This window comes from Paenibacillus sp. J31R30 (assembly GCF_059692115.1).
The window spans coordinates 495,321-516,159 of record NZ_JCAUAV010000001.1 but is presented as its reverse complement, the minus strand read 5'-3'; the positions used below and the strand labels follow the sequence as shown (position 1 = coordinate 516,159).

At 44.1% G+C, this 20,839-nt stretch carries 14 protein-coding genes; 1 reads left to right on the top strand and 13 read right to left on the bottom strand.

Going from position 1 to position 20,839, the window contains the following annotated elements:
• Nucleotides 1-29: 29 nt before the first annotated feature.
• From AC58QO_RS01675 to AC58QO_RS01645, 7 genes are all read right to left on the bottom strand, one after another.
• A complete protein-coding gene (locus AC58QO_RS01675) occupies nt 30-1,418 on the bottom strand; it encodes an ADP-ribosylglycohydrolase family protein (RefSeq protein ID WP_497264360.1) in 1,389 nt (462 codons plus the stop codon).
• A 34-nt stretch (nt 1,419-1,452) separates the two neighbouring features.
• Nucleotides 1,453-3,069 (bottom strand): extracellular solute-binding protein, encoded by a 1,617-nt coding sequence (locus AC58QO_RS01670; protein WP_497263463.1) that lies wholly within the window; start codon nt 3,067-3,069, stop codon nt 1,453-1,455.
• A 101-nt stretch (nt 3,070-3,170) separates the two neighbouring features.
• Nucleotides 3,171-4,040, bottom strand: a complete 870-nt coding sequence (locus AC58QO_RS01665) for a carbohydrate ABC transporter permease (protein WP_497263461.1) — start codon at nt 4,038-4,040, stop codon at nt 3,171-3,173.
• Between the two features lie 9 nt (nt 4,041-4,049).
• On the bottom strand, nt 4,050-4,991 hold the full coding sequence (locus AC58QO_RS01660; RefSeq protein ID WP_497263459.1) for an ABC transporter permease: 942 nt from the start codon (nt 4,989-4,991) through the stop codon (nt 4,050-4,052).
• A gap of 159 nt (nt 4,992-5,150) precedes the next feature.
• The gene (locus tag AC58QO_RS01655; protein ID WP_497263457.1) at nt 5,151-7,421 is read right to left on the bottom strand and encodes a helix-turn-helix domain-containing protein; all 2,271 of its coding nucleotides are present in this window, start codon (nt 7,419-7,421) and stop codon (nt 5,151-5,153) included.
• Between the two features lie 184 nt (nt 7,422-7,605).
• Nucleotides 7,606-8,220: a PH domain-containing protein gene (locus AC58QO_RS01650; RefSeq protein ID WP_497263455.1), complete on the bottom strand. Its 615-nt coding sequence runs from the start codon at nt 8,218-8,220 to the stop codon at nt 7,606-7,608.
• 90 nt (nt 8,221-8,310) lie between these two features.
• Nucleotides 8,311-9,174 (bottom strand): helix-turn-helix domain-containing protein, encoded by an 864-nt coding sequence (locus AC58QO_RS01645; RefSeq protein ID WP_497263453.1) that lies wholly within the window; start codon nt 9,172-9,174, stop codon nt 8,311-8,313.
• A 137-nt stretch (nt 9,175-9,311) separates the two neighbouring features.
• Between AC58QO_RS01645 and AC58QO_RS01640 the strand changes: the two genes are divergently transcribed.
• Nucleotides 9,312-10,094, top strand: coding sequence for a phytanoyl-CoA dioxygenase family protein (locus AC58QO_RS01640; protein ID WP_497263451.1), 783 nt, complete (start codon nt 9,312-9,314; stop codon nt 10,092-10,094).
• A 138-nt stretch (nt 10,095-10,232) separates the two neighbouring features.
• On the opposite strand, the gene AC58QO_RS01635 is transcribed toward AC58QO_RS01640, so the two are convergent.
• The 6 genes from AC58QO_RS01635 to AC58QO_RS01610 form a co-directional block, all read right to left on the bottom strand.
• On the bottom strand, nt 10,233-11,660 hold the full coding sequence (locus AC58QO_RS01635) for a glycoside hydrolase family protein (protein WP_497263449.1): 1,428 nt from the start codon (nt 11,658-11,660) through the stop codon (nt 10,233-10,235).
• Between the two features lie 22 nt (nt 11,661-11,682).
• Complete coding sequence (locus tag AC58QO_RS01630; RefSeq protein ID WP_497263447.1) at nt 11,683-14,421, bottom strand: alpha-mannosidase; 2,739 nt, start codon at nt 14,419-14,421, stop codon at nt 11,683-11,685.
• A gap of 90 nt (nt 14,422-14,511) precedes the next feature.
• Entirely contained in the window at nt 14,512-16,062 is a 1,551-nt protein-coding gene (locus AC58QO_RS01625; RefSeq protein WP_497263445.1) for an ABC transporter substrate-binding protein, read from the bottom strand.
• A 117-nt stretch (nt 16,063-16,179) separates the two neighbouring features.
• Nucleotides 16,180-17,064 carry a carbohydrate ABC transporter permease gene (locus AC58QO_RS01620; RefSeq protein ID WP_497263443.1) on the bottom strand — a complete coding sequence of 295 codons (885 nt, stop codon included), beginning with the start codon at nt 17,062-17,064 and terminating at the stop codon, nt 16,180-16,182.
• Between the two features lie 20 nt (nt 17,065-17,084).
• Entirely contained in the window at nt 17,085-17,948 is an 864-nt protein-coding gene (locus AC58QO_RS01615; protein ID WP_497263441.1) for an ABC transporter permease, read from the bottom strand.
• A 297-nt stretch (nt 17,949-18,245) separates the two neighbouring features.
• A complete protein-coding gene (locus tag AC58QO_RS01610; RefSeq protein WP_497263439.1) occupies nt 18,246-20,450 on the bottom strand; it encodes a helix-turn-helix domain-containing protein in 2,205 nt (734 codons plus the stop codon).
• Between the last annotated feature and the right edge of the window lie 389 nt (nt 20,451-20,839).

The following is a 20,839-nucleotide window of genomic DNA, read 5'->3' as shown; positions in this document are numbered from 1 at the left end:
TCGTTCCTCCTCCATATTGGAAAAGATACTTACTGCGCTAATCTAATTTTCTTAAACACGCGAAAGCTCCGCTCGGCACATTCCGATATCGCAATCGGATGGAAACCAGGAATATTCGAATACAGGGTATCATTCAACGGTAGTGTCCATTGAGAAGGGATGTTCTTCGCACCAAGGAAAGCGCCCATGATCGAACCGACGGTTGCCCCATTGCAATCGGTATCCCAGCCTCCCAGTACCGCTGTGGAGATCGCCTTGGTAAAATCACCTTCCCCGTGAATGAGTGCAGCGGTTACAAGTGCAGCATTATTGTTGGTGTGGACCTCATGATAATGGTTGAACGCAAGCCAAATTCGCTCAATCATCTTCAGTTGATCCGGTGTACTCTTAGCAATCTGAATAGCCTTGTGAATATCATGGGCGAGCCGGCACGTTTGCGGAATTTCACTCAAGCCGATCTCGACGACTCTTTCGATATCCGATTCAACAAATGCAGCTGCTATCATCGCAGCAACGAACATTTCACCGTAAATCCCGTTCTTCACGTGGGAGAATGACGCATCTCTCCAGGCCAACTCTGCGGCTAATTCCGGATTACCAGCAGCACCGTATGCCAGACCATCCGCACGAATCTGTGCTCCGATCCATTCGCGGTAGGGGTTCTGATGGTGCCTCACCCAATTCAGCTTATCCTGCCAATCCTCTGGCTGTGTAGCACCCAGGTGATGTGTCACCTGGGTGAAATTCAAATACGCTTGCGTTTCGGCAGTGCATACCGCTTGGTAAGGCAGCATTTGGTGCCAGAGCTTTCCAATATCCCATGTGTTAAAATTCAATCCATGTTGTTCCAACAGAACCAAGCCTAGGACGGTATAACGAATATCATCATCCGTGGACATGAACTGAATCTGCTCACGTGTCGCATGTAGATTAGACGGACGGAGCGTGATCTCCCAATTCTGTTCTACCTTCGAATGCATCGGCGCATAATTCCTAATGGGCCAAGCATCCGCTCCCTTAAACCACAGCTCGACGTATTTCCACCCTGGATGCCAAACATCCCCCTTCATGTACGGAGCAGTTTCGAAAGGCAGCCCCAGCGCACAGCCGGAACAACGACCGAGCCATGCGCCATGGAACTTATCCCTCCATTCTTCATCCGTAAAGGACGGATTACTTCTAAGGGGACTTTTCGATCTCAGCTGCCTGATTTCTTCTAAGGCATTCGGCTCGTTGAAAGGGAAATCCGATTGTGGGCTTAGATGAGCTAAGTCCTGGTAAAATTCCATTAACTCATCTTCCGTCCATTCCTTCGAAGCCTTCCATCGTGCTTCAAATTCCTTAACGTCGCAGCCCTCTTCTCGCTTCTGCCGAATCTCTTCTCTTGCCAGATCTCTCAACTGCATCCATCCAGCCAGTCTAATCACCTTCTTCGATCATTTCCTAAAATCCTTATTTCATATAGCGACTGTAAGCCGATTGCTGCACCTCAGTGAATTCATCTACTCCCATATCTTTCAGCTTCTTCATGAAGCCGTCATAGCTCTTCTCAACATCTTCCGCACCCATAATCCACTTCTGAACCATTTCTCTCACATAGGTGTTAATCGCCACGGACAACTGATCAAATTTCTTCTTTTCATCTGCCGTATAATTTAAGATTGGGAATGGTTTCTTCATATACTGGTTTTTGGAGTAGTCTTCAACAGCTGTGATGGAATCTGGTGTAGACACAAGTTTAGTGAACTCTAGCGATTGCACATAACCGAATTCATGCTGTGCACCGAACTTATACATATTTTCCAAAGGCGTACCTTTCATAATCTCAGGCATCATTTTAATTTGGCCGTTTTCCTTCGTGTACGTTTGTCCTTCAACCCCGAAATTAGCCAAGCGCGTGCCCTCTTCCGAGAACCAGAAGTCCAAATATTTAATCGATTCTACTGGGTATTTATTTTTCGCGCCAATGCCCATGCCATGATTACCGAATTTTTGCTGCCATGTTGCCTCGACATGCTTGCCATTTACGTTTTGAGGAGGTGCAATGACTGCTAATTCAAAGCCTGGAACTTGTGTAGCTAACGAACGATTGAAATTCAATGTACTAGGGAAGAAGTCATGCGTTGATCCGCCTTTGTTCTCTCCCAATAGGACATCTCTGGCTTTTGCCCCTCTAGTAAAGATTTCAATGTCAATAAGTCCTTCTTTATACCATTTGGCAATATTGACCATCGCGTTCTTAAATTGCGGCTGCGTTGGTCCATAAGTAAGCTTGCCTCCAGACTCAGCCCATTGCAGCGTTAGATCCCCACCGTAGGTAGCGTCAAAGAACACAAGCAGATCATAGATACCGCTCGTATCTCTGCTGAAGTACGGAACTTCATCTGCTTTTCCATTGCCGTTCGGATCCTTCTCTTTAAACGCTTTCAACACGTTGTAATAGTCCTGATACGTCTTAGGAACTTGAAGATTTAGCTTCGTCAGCCAATCCTTGCGGATGAGCCAGCCTTTGCTTACACCGCTTCCATCAAAGACGTACGGAATGAAATACATTTTACCGTCAGCAGCTTTCGCATATCTTGCGTAGTCAGGGTCTTTATCCATAAACTTCTTAAGGTTCGGAGCGTTTTTATTAATCAAATCGGTCAAGTCCATCAAGGCGCCTTGCGGGCCATAGGTTTTCATGGTCTCACGGAAGCCGTGAACGATATCAGGAACCTCATTGGATGCGATCATCAGGTTGAACATTTCGCCACTTTTGGAGCCGCTGCTTGGACCTGTGCCTTTCAAGTTCACATTCGTTAACTCAGCAGCCTTCTTGAACACTGCCCAGTTGTTGTCGAACGCGAAGCGATCGCCGTAATGCATATGTATGGTAAGATCGAGAGGTTTCTCACTCACTAGACTACCCGGTAATTTCTTAGGCTCTGGCGTTGCTGCAGGCGCCTTGCTAGCTGCAGGTGACTCACTGCTGTTGCTGCTCGTGCTGCACCCAACTAATCCTGCTGCAAGTCCCATAGTTAGTACCAACGAGATCCCTTTGTTCATGCGTGATTTCTTATTCTTCATTGATCTTAAACCTCCCATTATATGTTTATTATATATAAGAAAAACGTCGTGTGACGTAATTCCATAAGTTAACAATCCTGATCCTATGACCAAGAATTGAACTAACCCTTCAAAGAGCCAATCATGACACCTTTTACAAAAAACTTCTGAACGAATGGATAGACAATCAGGATCGGCAAAGTCGCCACAATAATCGTGGCATAGATGACCGTTTCTTGCGCCGTGACACTTAAATCGCTCAAATTCTTGATTTCGTCAGATACTTCCATTTGCACGACTAGCTTCTTCAGCAAAACCTGTAAAGGCATTTTCGATTCAGCCTTGAGCAGCACCATCGCCCAGAAATAGGAGTTCCAATGCCCAACTGCGTAGAACAGGCCAATTGTTGCCAACGCCGGCTTAGAGAGCGGGAGATAAATGCTCCAGAGAATTCGCCAGTCGCTCGCCCCGTCCACCTTCGCCGATTCTTCCATTTCCTCAGGTATGGCCTGCAAGAACGTTCTAAGAATGATGACATTCATCGTGGAAATCGCAAAAGCGAGCAAAAATCCTGTTCGGCTATTCAGCAGGCCCAGATCCTTGAGGTTCAAGTAGGTGGGAATCATCCCTGCGCTAAACATCATCGTAAAAGCAATGAAGAACCCAATGGCTGTTCTACCCATTAACCGTTTTTTGGACAGGGGATACGCCCCCATCGTAGTAAAGAGCAGATTAACCAACGTACCAACCACTGTATAGAAGATCGTGTTTGCATAAGCAATCCAGAGCCCCTTCTCTGCCAACACCGTCCTATAGGACTCCCAGGTAATCCCTTTAGGCAGTAAAATGACATCGCCTCTTAAGACATACTGCGCCTTGCTTATGGAGGCGGAGAATACATAAATGAAAGGATAGATCGCTGATAATGCCAGTAATGAAAGAAACAGATAGTTTATGACGGAGAAAATCTTTTCTCCTCTGGATAGTCTCATGTTGGTCACCTACCACAGTCCGTTGCCGGTTAATTTTTTACTAATTTTATTGCTTAGGAAAACCAGAACTAGACCTACTGTATTGTTAAAAAGCCCCACAGCGGTTGCTAAGTCATATTTCCCTTGGACTAGTCCCGAGCGATAGGTATATGTGCTTAGCACGTCTGCCGTTGCATAGGTAGAAGGCTGATATAACAAAATGATCGCCTCATGTCCCACTTCAAGAAAGTTACTAATTCGGAGCAGCAGCATAATGACAATCGTTGGCAAAATGCCAGGGATCGATATATGCCACATCCGCTTCAATTTGTTCGCCCCATCCATCGTTGCGGCTTCATATAGTTCCGGATTAACCCCGGATAAAGCGGCGATGTAGATGATGGCACCGAAGCCTACTTCTTTCCAGATACCCATCGAAATAAAGATCGTTCGGAAGTAATCCGGAATCGTTAGAAAGTAAATTTTGTCTCCACCAAGCTTATCAATCAGGATGTTGACGAAACCATTCGTTGGAGCCAAAAAGTTGGTCACGAGCCCTGCGACAATGACAATGGAGATGAAATGCGGCATGTACGTCATCGTCTGAATAATTTTGGTAAACCAGAGCTTCCTCACCTCATTAAGGAGAAGAGCTAATAGAATAGGAGCTGGAAATGCAAAGATCAGGCTATACAAACTAATCAAAGCTGTGTTCGAAATGTTTCTTAGAAAATAGGGACTTTTGAAAAAGACCTCAAAATTTGCAAAGCCTACGAATGCGCTCCCCTTAATTCCCTTAAATAAGTTGTACTCCTGGAAGGCCACAATCAACCCGTACATCGGCTTATATTGGAACAGGAAATACCACAGTACGAATGGTGCCAACAATAGATATAAGGCGTAATCCCTTCTTACTCTACTCGTGATACCGTTTACATTTCTGCCAATCAATTCATTCACTTCCTTCTGCATACTGGATATGTGCTCATCGTTTGGTTCTTAGCTCAGTTATAAAGGTTGAATGGGTTCACCGTAAATCATTAATATTTGTGATGATCACGATCTTGAAATATCGCTATAAATCAAGGTAAATGGCGTATATATCGAAAAAAAACGAGATACAAATGAGAGTTAGCTCTCGTTTGTATCTCGTTTTTTCATGTATTGTCCTGGCGAAACGCCTTCATATTTCTTGAAGATGCGGATAAACGTATTCGCGTTGTTACACCCGACGAGCAATGCCAAATCCTGAATCTTGACATCTTCTCGCTCAAGCAATTCTTTTGCCTTTTTCACACGATAAATATTTAGATAGTCTTTAAAATTTTCACCCGTATACTGTTTAAATATGACGCTGACGTAACTCGAGGAAAGCTGCAAATATTCACTGATATCCGTTAAGCCAATATCTTTGTCGTAATGATCACGAATATAGGCAACCATTTTATCCGTCAATACGTTATCCAACTCGGCATTTTTCACGTCTACTTTATTCAGGAGCAATCGAATCATGTCCATGATGGAATCACGATATCCCTCTAGGTGTTCCTGGTTTTGCAGGAAGCGAACTTGCCACTCCTGGCCAAAGATATCCGAAGACTGAATTTGCAGCTGCAAGCACATGCGGTTAATCGTTGTAATGAAAGCGAACGTTAAACTCTTGATATTCCCGCTTAGGACATCGTCAGAGTCACAATTTCTGGAGATTAGCTGATTGATCAAGCTTTCCGCTTCCTTCTCATCACCCGTCATAATTGTCTGAATGAGCTCACGTTCGGCTTCCAATGGGTAATACAGATGGTTGGCAAACAATGTCGAGCGATCTTCCTCAGAAATAACCGATTTTCGCGTAAATTCAAAGCCTAGCTCCAGTAAGTACAAGCAGTCTCTGTACGATCTTTCAATATCCGAATACGCTGTGACGGTTCTACCAACGACTGCTTTCCATTTTAATGGATAATTACGATCCATCTCTTGGATATATTGATTACAGAACTTGGTCATTTCATCAACCGATTTGCCACTCACTAAGATCGCCAGACGATGAAAATCCAAATCTACAACAAAGCCATTTCCACCATCTCGGAGGTCTTCCTCAGCCTTAGCAATAAATTGCGATTTCACCGACAGTACACTTTCTCTTTCCATTGTGTCCAAAGATTTAATATCTGTCATTTCAAATACAGCAACTGAACAAGGGAGTTCAATCACCTGAAGTTCTTGTTTGGAAAGCTCATCATCGATAGAGGCATAGGAAACCTTACCAATCAGCAAATCTCTTAAATATTTCGATTGTAAGGAGCCTTTTTGATTTCTAATAATCTCCGTAAGCTCTTTATTCGTACTTTGAAACGTATCTGTCACTGACCTTAGGAATGAGAACTCGTCTTCCTTCCCATTACCTTTCCTCCTATTGCCCGCTGCCTCATGATAATGCACCAAAGTCCGGACCGGCTTATAGGCGTTCCTCGCGAGCACGGCGGCTATGATGATTCCGGCTGTAAGACAGAGCGATCCTATAATGAGGGAATTACGAAGTACCCCATTGCTCACCTTAACCGCTGCTGATTCATTAATTATGTAGCTGTAATTCCAATCCTTTAAAACCTTGCTGGATACCAAATACATGGAATGATCCGCTGTGGCTTGCCGTTCCACCTGGGTAAAGTGTTTGCCTTCATTTAACGAGAGTAACAGCTTATGTAAGGGTACACCTTGATCACGTAGATCTTTGTCTCCGGTGTAGAAAAACATCATTTGATCCTTATATACAATGGAAATCGCTTCATTGGTCAGCTGACCTAACGCCGGGATGAACGCATCTGCTTTGAAGGTCACGAAAAAATAAACGTCCTCAGCGCTGGGTAACTTGGCCTTTACCGCTAGTTTCACAGATTGCGAAGATGAGCTTTCTAACTCATAGATGGAGGTAGGCCTGTTCTCGGATGCAGGGCCAAAAAGCTTCTGCATAACTTTCTCTTTATTCAAGCCTTGCTCTTGGAAATATCGATCGGTATCAATCGTATAATCCGGCGTAATAACAGTCCCTGAATTGTTCATCGTCATATCAATGCGGAAGCCAATATTGGCATACGCATCGTTATTCGTTCGCAATTCCGCAAGTGCTAATGTATTGAAGTAAGGATTGATGCCTCTTCCTCGGCTGTAATCCACAATCTTGTCGTTACTCTTTAATCGATTGATGCTGTTTAGGGAAGAAAGCAGCATACCGTCAATTTTGTCACGTACCTGCTCGATCAGAACGCGCTGCTGCGCATCAATTCGTTTATCAGCAAATTCGTTCTGGTTGTAGTAATATACCCCTGATGTCACAGAAGCATAGAGTAACGCAACAATAAAAATGACCAGAAGCAGCTTAAAGTAATATTTTCCTGCTTTCATGTCATGTCCCTCCAATAAAAATTCTTGAAAAACAGCCTACTCTTGGTAACGCTTACTTTAAGGATTTTATATGCATTTTTTTAGATTATCAAGTTAAAAAAATAACCATTTTTTTGACTCATCACGTTTTCATCTACTTTCAAACGAAAAAAGCCCTGCATCAGCAAGGCTTCCCCCATGTCTATTAATTGTTAATGTAACGTTCGAAGATGGAACCGAAATCCTTGACCTTTAGCTCCGTGTGTTTCCCCTTCAACCAATTGTAAGCTGATTCATTGATCGCATCGAATTGCGTAACAGGCGAAGTCGTCTGTGTCGAGATACGACCTGTTGCCTCCTTCGCAATAACGACACTTTGTTTGGCATAATCAAACAAGTCCTCATTATGCGCCACCGTCTCCGAAATCTTGATTAACGCTTTGTATAAGTCCTTGATCTGCTCGATTTGTTTCTTATCCACATCAATCGAGAAGTTCGTGTGCCCGATAATGAACTTAATCTCAACGTCAAGATCAATCGTTCCTGCCGTTTCCATATAGACCTCGGAAATCGCATGCTTGTGATAGCTGTACCGTTTCAGCACACGTTTGCTGCTAATCGCACTATCTCCGTCCAAATGAATGAGGGCAAGGTTGGTAAAGCAATATTCATCTTTCTTGGACTTGATGATGAAGAAAATTTTCTCGCCATCTTCGTGCATGACGTAATCATCGGAATCAACCTTGTCGAAATCAACCGGACTAATCACTTTACCAATATCGCTTAAGCCTAATGCATCTGCCGCAAACTTCTTGAACAATGGAATCATCCTCTCATATAGGAGCTTTTTCGTTCTAACCTATTATACAAGATTGGTAGAATTTACATAAGTAGTAGATTGTTCCCCATTCTACCGTTGCTCTTTCTGGCGAAATCGGCCAGGGGGCACTTTTTTCTCCAAAAGGAATGTGCGTGTAAAATAATGCACCGAAGAAAATCCAGTCATCTCGGCGATTTCTTTAATAGGCAAATCACTGCTCAGCAAGAGATGGGCAGCTTGTCGAATGCGTTCACTCCGAATGAAATTAGTAAAGCTCTCATGGATTCCTTCCGAGAATAGACGCGATAGATGACGCTCCGATACACTCAAATAGTTGGCCACATCCTTGAGTTGGAGTGCTTGGGAGAGATTATCACGAATATACAGCTTAGCTCGCCGCATTAAGACATGTGTACTCTTGTGATGAATGACTGGCGGCTTGGTTAGTGTTCCGAATATAGCTGGAAAAGAAACAAGCAAGGCGTAAGCCACGGACTGAACAGCTGCAAAGGGAAGATTTCCCTGCCCTTCTCGGATCAGAAGGGATCGCCATAATTGCGCCGTCGGTTGATCATCAGCATCATAGACAATGACATCACCATGGAGTGCTAGCTCATTGAAAGCTTCTTGCATCCGGTAATCACTTAAAGTCTCATCGAGTTCGAAAGCAATATATAAAATGTGTAAACCTTGTTCGGTACGAATTTGGTGAGTAATGCCAGGCTTTGAGCAAAAAAGAGTACCCGCACGAAGCCGATAGACCATGCCCGCTTCCGAGTATTCTCCTTCTCCACCTAATATGTAACAGATTTCGAAAAAAGAATGCTTATGCGGTTGATTCTCATACAAACAGGGACTCACACCCCAATAATGAACTTTAAAGCAGGCTTCTGATCCCTGGATCACGTTAACAGCTTCATTCAGCATGGAGAACGTTTCCTTGTGCAGATACATGGCATCACCTTTTCAGAAAAATGTCCTTATTGTGCAAAACGATGTCCTCTGTTGAAAAAGATTACTATGGCATAATCTTCTATAATTATAGATAGAAAGCGGCTTGGACAGCAACAACAAAATGGAGGCATGGAACAATGATACAATCTAAGGATGTCGATTTTTACAAAGAACATGGCTACTTGCTTGTAAAAGGAGTCTTCAATGAAGTGGAAGTTGCTGAGATGAGAGAAGCTGTGGAGAAAATTATTCAGCGTGCAGCTCTCGCGAAAGCAGATAGTAATGCAACCTGGCAAGGGGATTATTTGCCCGCTGAAGAGCTGAAGAAGCTTGTTCTAAAAGGCTTTCATGATGTCCATTACCACGATTCCGCGTTCATGAGAGCTGTCATTCACCCTAATATGGTCGCTGTTCTACGACAAATCATCGGACCTAACGTTCAGCTGCATCATTCGAAAATGTTAGTAAAACCGCCTGAGAACGGTGCCGCTTTCCCGATGCATCAGGATTATCCGTATTTCCCGCATGAGAAGCATACGATGCTCGCGGCAAGTGTCCATTTGGATCGCGCGGATGAAGAGAATGGCTGTCTGCGCGTCATTCCAGGTTCTCATAAAGCGGGAAGCTTACCGCACATCGGGACACATTACCTGAATCACAAAGAATATCCCATTCATATGGGCACCCCTTGTGAAGCCGAAGCAGGCGATGTCTTATTCTTTAATTATTTAACCATTCATGGATCTTCCTCTAATAAAAGCGCAAGAACGAGAAGAAATGTGTTGTTTCAATATCGGGAGGCAAGTGATTTCCCAACCAGTCAGGATCACTTTGATTGGGGCATGGGACTGATGGTCAGCGGAGAGAATCCCAATTTCACGAAAGTAAAGCCGAACTACCACATTATTAAAGAAGCTTAGTCCTTAGCGGAATTAACTTATAGAGGATGTCCCAGAGACATGAAAATGTCGAGGGGCATCCTCTTTTCTGCACCGATCAAATACAAAAAGACCGCTGCAATTGAACGCAGGCAACGGTCTCTTCCCGATCGACAAAGGTCAGTTGACTCCTACCTTATCTTCCCTTACATAAGATGTCTGGTACCATAATGTACGATATTCTAGTTGATGACCGGAACGCCAAGCATCCAGATAGAATGGTACTGTGAAAAATTCATAATGCCAGGTCGAACTAAACTGCTGCCTAGTTATCGTTCTGGAAGCTAGGACTGCCCCTCCGTCACTAGCATCGACGACTTCCAACGTGACAATGCCTAAATTATCCGCGTTGTTGTTGTCGACCATCAATTTCCAAACAGCTGTATTTTCTCCAACATTCGTAACTGTGGTATAGGGTCCGTATTGCATGTAGTTTGGCGAATCCAAGCCCGTGTCCGCCGACCAACCATCCGCATCCGCCCTGCCAATGACATGCCCCAGACTTTCCGCTTCCCAAGAATTCGTAATCCCGCCGTTTAACTCATTCGCGATGCGTGCACGTCTCGTATGATTGTCTGATGAGCCGCCGCCAGGTACGACGCCACGGTAATAAATATAAGGCACCCCGCTAACTGTGATAAAAGCTGGACCGTCATTGCCGTAATAATTTTGAGTTTGGGGCAAAATTGGGTTTTGCGAATATTTGCTCCAGCTGATCAAATTCGAGGAACGCGCTAAGCCGCTGGACCATTTGGCCGAGCCAAAAGGCGCATCTGTACTGCCTTCATATACCATATAGTAATATCCGTTCTCATAGATGATGTCTCGTTTACCAACAGTACCAGCATCCCAACCACTGCTGGAGGTGTCAATGATCGGATTAGCAGCGTTCCTGCTCAAGCTGGTTAATGAGGTTCCCGTCGCAACTCCGACACGGCAGTCCGTCCAGTCGTATCCGTGATAGAACAGATACCAAGTTGATCCTACCTTATACAGACTTGGCGTTCCGACATTCGCGGATTCCCAGCCAGAAGTGTTGTGCGTAAGAATACGTCCCTGCCGCGTAAAACTCGTTCCGTTCGTGGAAGTGGCGAGTCCTATATCGCCCGCTGATCCATTACCTGTTCCTTCATATACTAAATAGAAGGTTCCATTGTCATACCAGACACCTGGGAAGCTGGCCATGTTGTCATCCCATTGTCCGGAAGAGCCTACATCCAGCACAAGACCTTGGTCCGTCCAGCTCGTGCCATTCGTAGATTTGGCTAATCCGATTCCCATTTTGCCAGACCCATTGAGTTTAATGTAATAAGCCCAGATGGTTCCGCTGATCGTAACTGTAGATATATAATGCATATCAAAGCTAGCACCCATGTTGTTATTCGTTTTATCCAATTTCGCGAACGCCTCGTTCGCATTGAACATCGTACTGACGGAAGCTGTATAGCTGCTGTTTGTGGCGAAGGATGCGGAACTAACTCCGAATAATAGTGCGACGATGAGCAGCATGATCGTTACTAACCTTCCGAACCGAAACCGAACCTTCATAAAATCACTCTCCTATTCAATTTTAAAATGAAATCTGGATGCTGATAATTTGCTTCGCCTTCGCTGCAACGGATATGACATCCTCTGTGAAAGGCGCTTGACTTTGCAATTCTTCATCCAAATTAACGTAATGAGCGCTTACTACTTTACGATCAAAATGGATTGATCCCTCCACATATTCGTCCGAGATGTTGAAGAGACGGATCACGTAGCTATCGTTCCGATCCTCGGAGGCTTTGATGGCACTTACAATCAGCTCAGCTGATCTTACTTGAAGAAAGGAATGGCTAAGTGATAAATCAGCTTCCCGCCGCTGCAAGGATTCATAGACAACCTTCCCCAGTTTTCTGTCGACAGAACGAATTCCCGCCACGAATTGCTGATGTTCAAGCCAAATACGACTTGTATGTGATTCGCTTACGGTAAATGGACTGATCGCGTAATGAAATTCAAGCTCGGTGAGCAGCTGTCCGCCATCTCCGCCATCGGAGAGAACTTCTTTGCCCGTGCTGCGAAATAACGTCAGAGCTACCGTTCTCGATTCATCATTGCGTACAGCTGCTTCATATAACCCTTTGCTGTAGATCGCTAACCCACATTTGCCATCATTGATGGTAAGGATACCTTGATGTGGAACCACATCTCGCGCCTTCTCCATATAGCCTGAATAGTCCGGTGGTTGAATGTTTCTTTTCACATAGTCAAACGGCGTACTCGTGTGAAAATGATCGGTTTGCAGCCCCGAAGGAAACAACAGCCGCAGTCGGTGATCACGCGCACGATTGTTAACCACCGTTCGGCATCGTAGAATCGGATCATTCTTTCGTAATTCCAGAAAGGTCGTGACTTCAATTGCAACTACATCTTCACTTCTTCTCGTTTCCTGAGGATGAATGGCATGCGGAATGCTTATCGAATTTCGAATTCGAATACGTGTCTGCAGCGGTCCGTCATAGACAACCGATATCTGTGCGCTCGAACCGTAGGATGTAAATACTTCGTTCGTTACTGGGCTCACATGATTCCAGCCTTCACCGATATCGGCCTCATCCTCAAGGAGCAGCAGGCCAGAATAACACCGTCCCGTTTGAACATCCGTAACGTCAATGGTGCCGTTTGGACGAACCGCCACTCGCAATCGCCCATTGTCCCAGGTATTGGAAGTCACCCCCATGGATCCAAGTAAACGTACGGGTGCCGTTAAAGCAGGAGCATAGTAGTCACCAGGAGCAGGATTAGTTACCGGCGTCTTTTGTGTTACGTAGACCGCATATCCATAAGACGGAACATGGGCTTGGAAGGCTATACGGCACCGATCCACTTGCTCCGAATAAGGAATATCCCGATATGGCCTCCACATGCGCGTACTATTTTTACGCAGTTCCAGCAGCTGATAAGGAATCTCATTTCCTTCATGGTCATAAAGACGGAATGAAGTGCCTCCCAAGTGATACATCGTCGCGACTGCGTCTGACATGACAGGCATGGCGAACTCGACCTCAATGACGCCATCGATTGGGCTCTGAGAGGCGTTATATACCGTGATTATTTGATCTCCGTCAATATCAGATAACCCGTGATGATTGGATATAAAAAGCAGCTGTTCGCTAACCATGCCTTCGGCGATCAGTCTGCTCTGATCAAAGCGATACATCATATCACGATGCACTTGATCGATCGAACAACCGCATATAGAATCATGCGGATGATTCTGAATCAAGTACTCCCAAGCTTTCGCTAGAAAGCTTTTGGGATAAAGGCGCCCTTGCAGCGATGTGAATACGCCCCACGGTTCAGCCCATTTCTCAAGGAGAACTTCACAAGCTTGATTATTCATTTTCAAATGGATTCGAGACGAAAGCACATTAGCAAGCACCCAATTATTGACGCCGTTATACCCAGGTGATCTTTGCTCGCCTTGATAAACTCGGAGCTCACCAATTTCCTCGCGTAAAGCACTGACATATGCTTCTAACGAGCAATGTTCGAACTTGGCATCCAAGTCAGCCGCATTCAGTGTTTCCAGTATCCATGGAAGATGGGGTTCAATTTCGATATGATCAACCCCGTCAAACCCAGCAATGATCGAGGTTGTAGCACGTTTGGATTTGTAGTCCAGCATTCCCTTCGCCCGCGTGATCAGCTCTTCGCGATCATACTGAAAATCTCGATCCGCAAACGGCCACCGGATAAAAAAGTAAAAGTCCCCGTATGAGCGATCCTCATCAAGTTTAAGACCCAAGACTCGGCTGCCATCAGCACCTTCCCACCACATTTCCGACGCATCTGCATCCCCGTAAAATCCACGAAACAAGACGGCATTATCGATCCCAAAGCCTTGCATGATTTGCGGAAACTGGCTGTTGTGACCAAAAATATCTGTGATATACCCGGATTTCATCGGTCGGGCGCCGAAAGAGCGCGATCGGCGGTGTCCAATTTGCAGATTTCGTATCAAAGACTCCCCGCTGACTAGAAATTCATCTGGCATGACATACCAAGGACCAATACTAATTCGGCCATCCTGGATAAGCTTGAGAAGCCTCTCTCGATTCTCTGGTCTTATGTCCAAATAATCGTCCAAGACAATGGTCTGACCGTCCATCATAAAATGGCGATAAGCCGCGTCCTGCTCCATCTTATCCATGAGCTCGTCGAGCAAATAAACAAGCCTTGTGCGATAGCCTTGAAAATCCTGGTACCATTCGCGATCCCAATGGGTGTGAGAAATCACATAGACCTTTTCTATTTGTTGAGGCATATCGTCCGATCTCCTTTATACAAGATCAGACGGACAGTCCGGAGTCATTAGTATCTCAGATTGTCCGCCTGATTCTTTATCGTGCCATGCCTATTTTTTACTAGCCATAAATGCATCCAGCTGTTTCTGAACCTCAGCTATCGCTTTATCAATGCCGGCCTGTTTCATTTTTTCTTTGAATTGCGGCAACACTTTATCTACATCGGCAGTTCCGCTTTTTAAGACTGTTCCATATTCAGCATTAACGCTATCAAGGGAAGCTACCTCTGTTTTAATCGGACTCGTATCGAAGAGGAAGCCCATCGCCGGGAATCTCAATGTAACATCCTTATCATAGTCTTTATAGGCTTCAAAGAACCCTTTCACATCTGTGCCTTTGGACTTCATAAATTTTGGATTTTGCCAGATCCATTCAAAAGGTAAGTAAGGAGGTTTAGCAGGATCAACGCCAGCTGGGAAGTTCACTGCACCGTCTTTGATGACATAATGTTTGCCCTCAACCCCTAATGTTAAAAGGTCATAGTTTTGCTGATTCTTTTGGAACCAGTTAAGGAACGCCACCGCTCTCTCAATATTCTTGCTTCCTGCAGCAATACTTTGGTAGTTCCAGGTGGTCACCTCTTGGAAAACTTTAGGCGTGATCTGAATTCTGACGAATTCGACTTGAGCGCCTGGAATAGCGGATACAGTCCTTGCATTGATATTGTACTCCGGTAGATCTCCGATCACGGAAGCTGCTTTACCTGCGGCAAAAGCTGCACGGAAATCCTTAATGGATAGAACATCCTTCGAAATATACCCCTTGTTGAACAGTTCCCTGTGGAAATCCAGACCTTTTTTGTAAGCAGGCGTATCCAGCATATTCTCAGCCTTCATGGTGTTCATATCGATCCCAACACCGCTTGGCAATCCGCGAACAAATTCTTCTTTGAAGTTTAAATCAAAGGAGGTGTTGCCTTGACTCAGCGGTATAATTTCAGGATTGTTTTTCTTCACAGCTGCGTAGAAGGCTAACAAATCATCCAATGATTTGATTTCCGGCAGCGCGTATTTTTCTCTTAAATCTTTCCGAATCGTGAAAGTGGCATAGCCGGCAGCCGTACCGATCTGAGCGGCTGGGACCCCGTAGGTTTTCCCCTTCACTTGAACGACAGGCCAGTAGTAATCTGGAATATTCGCTTTTAGATCCTTACCTACCTTGGCGATAGCATCGTCAAGGGCTGCGACGGAGTTGGAGCTAATCAGTTGCGCGAGCAGCTCCGGATGTGTCCAAAGAATATCTACGTTTTCACCCGTCGAAGTCATCACTTTGACTTTCGTGGCATAATCGCCCCATGGCACGTACGTATAATTGAGTTTTACATTCAGCTCATCTTTGACTGCTTTCTCTATCGCTGCATTGACAGTCGCTTGATCAGGCTGCGGATCTCCTGGAAATACAATGTTTAAGGTAATGGGTTCAACTGGCTTTGCTGTTGCGACAGGCGCATCGGTCGCTTTCGCTGCCGTACTGGCGGCAGGTGTAGCTGGGGCAGGCGTGGATTCAGACGAATTGGAAGAACAGGCTGCAAGTGTTGCCATCGTCGTAATCATCATCGTGGAAACCAATATCTTGGAACCTTTCGTTTTTTGTCCTGACATGTTTTGAACCTCCCATTTATTATTGAATCGAGAAGACATAGGGATCTTTGATCGGAGATCAAAGTCTCACCATTATTTATATAAACGGTCATTAACCGCATATATCGCATCTCCGAACTAACCTTTTACGCCGCCAACCGTTAAGCCCTTAATAAAGTATTTTTGCACAAAGGGGTAAACAAAGATGATCGGCCCGATGGTCACAATCGTAATCGCCATTTTGATCGATTCTGCAGGTACTGCTGAAGCCGCATACGTACTGCCTACACCTCCAGATGAGATGTACTGCATACTGGATAAGACCATTCGCAGCAAGTACTGCACCGGATACAGCTTCTGATCATTAATTAACAGGAGAGGCAGCCACCAATCATTCCAATACTGCAGCGCATAGAACAGTCCGACCGTCATAACACCAGGCAGGGCCAGCGGAAATACGATTTTAAACAAAATGTTGACCTCATTAGCACCGTCTATTCTTGCTGATTCCAACATGGCATCGTCAATCGTCGAGAAAAAGTTCCTCAGCAGAAACATGTTCCACGCGTTCACTGTGTAGGGCAAAATGAGTCCCCAAATCGAATCGCCAAGATGCAAATATTTCGTCGTAACGATATACCATGGCACGAGCCCCCCGTTGAAAAGAATCGTAAAGAAGACAATGAACGATAGGCTGTTCCGAAACTTCAATTCTTTTCTGGACAGTGAATACGCAAGTAATCCCGTTATAATCATACTGAAAGCGGTACCAACTACGGTTACAAAAATAGTTACCCAATACGCCTTCCCGATCGATGAGTGTCCCGAGAAAATGTAAGCGTATGCCTTTAAGGAAAAGACATGAGGAAGAATGCTGTAACCATGCAGCTGCAAATATTTCTCATCCGTAATGGAGCCTGAGAACATGATGAAGAAAGGTATGACGCAGACCAAAGCCAGCAAGGTCAGAAATACATATGCTGCGTAGGTCACAATTTTATCCTGCACATAGATATTTTTCATGCACAATCTCCTAAACGTAGTTAGAATAATGAGCCTTCGCTTCTGTACTTTTTGACTAATGCATTGAATCCTAGAACCAGGATAAATCCTACCACGGACTGGTATAGTCCCGCCGCTGATGACATGCCTGCATCACCAATGGTACGTAACGATCGATAGACGAACGTATCAATGACATCCGTTGTTGCATACAGACTCGCATTATCACCAACAAGCGCATAAATCATCCCAAAATCTCCATAGAAGATCCTCCCGACTGATAACAGCACCATGATCGTGATGGTCGGTGAAATAACAGGCAGCGTAATATAGCGAATTTGTTGTAATTTCGTAGCGCCATCCAATGCTGCGGATTCAAAATACTCCGTATTCACACCCGTTATCGCGGCAATGTAGATCACAGTCAGAAATCCTGCATACTTCCAGATTGAAAATAACACGAGAATTCCCGGCCATAGATCCGCTCGTTGTCCCCAGGCAACCTCTGGGATATGAAGAAATGCAAGAATACTATTGAGCAAACCGCCTTCCGAAGCAAACAAGTTGTAGGCAAACACGCTGACGACGATCCATGAGATGAAATAGGGTAAAAAGATAAAGGATTGCGTCACCTTTTTGAACAACTTGGAACTGACTTCATTGAGAAACAGCGCTGTGACGATGGCGATTGCTTGTTGAAAAAAGATAAACATCGCGTTCAAAAATACCGTATTCCATGTAACTCGAAGCACTTTATCGCTGCTGAATAGGAATTTAAAATTATCAAACCCTACCCATTTGCTGCCCAAGATGCCCAAATTGACTTTGTAATCCTTAAATGCAACGATGATGCCGGCCATAGGTAGATAAGCAAACAAGATGAAGTACAACAACCCAGGCAACATAAACAGATATAACACTTTGTTTTTTGAAATATCGAGCAGAAATTCAATAGCGATGAATTTTCTTTTTCTGATTTAGCTCTCCACCTTTCTCTCTCTCCGGCCTCTTGCTGCTTGGCTGTTTACACCGTTAGTCTATAAGCATTTGAGCAAAAGTTGAAGTTAAAAGAATATACATGGTTTATATTTGCATACTTCTACGCCGATAAATTGCATACCAGGGTTGCAAAATCATACTTGTGTGAATGAAAAAACCACACCTTGATGGAAAAGGATGTGGTCTTGAACTCTACACTGCACCTAGCTTTCAGATTTTAGTTTATTTCGATATTCGCTCGGGGACATTCCGGTATGTTTTTTGAATAACGTGACGAAATAGGACGGGTTGTTAAAGCCCACTTTAATGCCCACTTCTTTGATGGCGATTTGATTTTGTTCCAAATAGGTCTTTGACTTATTTAATCTCATTTCCGTGATGTACTCGGAGAAGGATTGGTTAAATAACTCCTTGAAGAGCCTCCCAAAATACATCGGATTATAGTCAAATCGATTCGCAACCATCTCCACGGACAGCTCCGTATTGGCGTAGCAGCCTTCAACGAACCCACGGATTCGCTCTAGGAGATCCGAATTGAGGTGCTTTCTTTTCTCCTTAATTCGCTGCATGTCATGAAGAATATAGTGGGCAAACCAAAGCTTCATCTGCTCTAACGTCTCCAATTTCCTCAGTTTGCTAACTGCATTATTAAAGTTTGTTAGAAGGTCATCCTTAACATCATGGATCGAAAGCTCCGTCGTAATAAACACCGTAAGCAAGAGATGATTGACCGCTAGCTTAATCAATTCGAATTGGCATTCCTTCAAAGCATTAAAAATATCGTCCAATGCTCCCCCAATTAATTCCTCTTTGCCTAACTTAATGGCATCCAATAGCGTTTTTAAAGGCTGCTGTGGATACTCAAACTCATGCTTGAAATTGGCATAGACCGTTTCATACGTTAGCATACTGCCTAAGCCGTATACAATACGATAGTCTGCTGTATCTAATGCTGCTTGAAAGGAGGCATGATAATTCGCAGCATCCTTCACGAATGTCCCCCATGCGGCTGTGACAGAGGTGTCCATAGATTGTTTGAACTGTTCTTGCAGCCTCGATAATATTCCAGCTAGCAGCTGTTCATCGTTGAAAGCGTTGTCATTATTGATCAACAAAACAACATCTTTATTGATTTCAAGGAATTCATAGGCATAGTACGGGTGTAAATGCTTATATACCAAATTAAGTAAGCTTAGCCTCATTTGTTTGTGCATATCTTCCGTAAGCTCTTCAATTTCTAAAGTAGTTGTATCAAAAAGCTCATCAATTCGAAGGATCAGGATGCTCGTACCCTCATATAAATCAACACGCAATGAAAATTCGAGTTCGCTGGAAGGCTGCGGCTCTTTCACGCCGCCCAGGACCTCTTTTAAATAATCGACTTTCAGATTGTTCTTTGATTTCTCTTTCATTAGCTCCAAAGCTTCAACAAGTCCACGTAACGGCGATGAAAGCTTCCCGCTCACAATCAATGCAGCTATCCCGCTAAAAGCAAATAAGATCAAGCTTATCCAGATGACCGTGTTTCTAAGTTTGCTAATACTGATGACCGCTGCTTGATAAGGGACAATATGAAGAAAATGCCAGCCCAGTTTCTGAGAGAAACTATGTGTGACCAACACTTTCTCACCACTTGAGCTAGTGTCTACGAAACTGTTAGTTCCCGATTCGGTCAGCATCTTTTGGATGGAGCCAACTGTCGAGTAGTCCTTCAAAAATTCGCCGCCTGTCGGATCCGAAATCACCTTGCCATCTGAATCTACGATGAGAATGTTACCTTGATCTAATCTTTCATCCGGGTTAATCCCATTCCGAACCGCTTCTTCTTTCACATTAACGATTAGCGCATTGAGAATGGCATGGGTTGATTTATCTCGATTGTAATAAAAAATGGAATACACATTTTCTTCTTGATTCTTGCTAGAAATCAGCTTTAATTTCCGGGGTACAAGCCGGATTTTCGTTGTGGGGTCAGAATTATTCAACAACGCTATCGCTTCGTTATCGATATTCGGATAGTCACTTGTCAAGAATGAGGTATTATTCCCATTGTAGATACCGATCGAATAAATACTTTCATTGATGAAGATGATGTCGTTCAGCTTTTTCAAAGAGTTATTTTCTACAATCGGATCACTCACTGCCGTATTCATTTGTTGAATGATCGGATATTCGAAGGAGAGCTGTGCGGAAACTTGCATCGCCTGGTTCATCAGATACTCGGTAGAATTCTGGCCTTGCATCAGTGTCCGTTCGGAGAGCTCATTGATTTGGCGAATCGCACTGTTAGAAAAAATGTGAAACAACCAAATGGAAATACCTGCTATTGCAAGCGTTAACAAGAGAAGACACGCAAAGAAAAACTTGGCAAACATTGTTTTGACAGGAAACCTATTTTGAATGACCATGACACCCCGCCTTACATCCGAAAAATTTTCTATCTCTTCTTCATTTCTACCACATAAGAATTTATGAGTTTCCGGTACTCGGAAGAACAAATTCTTATTGGCGATAAAAACAACCGTTCACACAAAAATCGCTGTAAGAAATGAAAAAGCCATTAACTCTTGCTCCAGCAAAGTTGACGGCTTTTCTTAGATGATCCCATGATTTAGATGCTTGTCACAATGTGCACGACCTGCTCTTTATTTATTCGTCATCAAAGACGCCGAACCTCTCGTGTAACTCGTATTAGTGTTATTTTATGAAATAAATTGTTCGTTCACAACACACATTTTTTCTTTAGAACATTTCAATTATTACCCGGGTAATGAAGAAAAATAAAAATGACCTATAA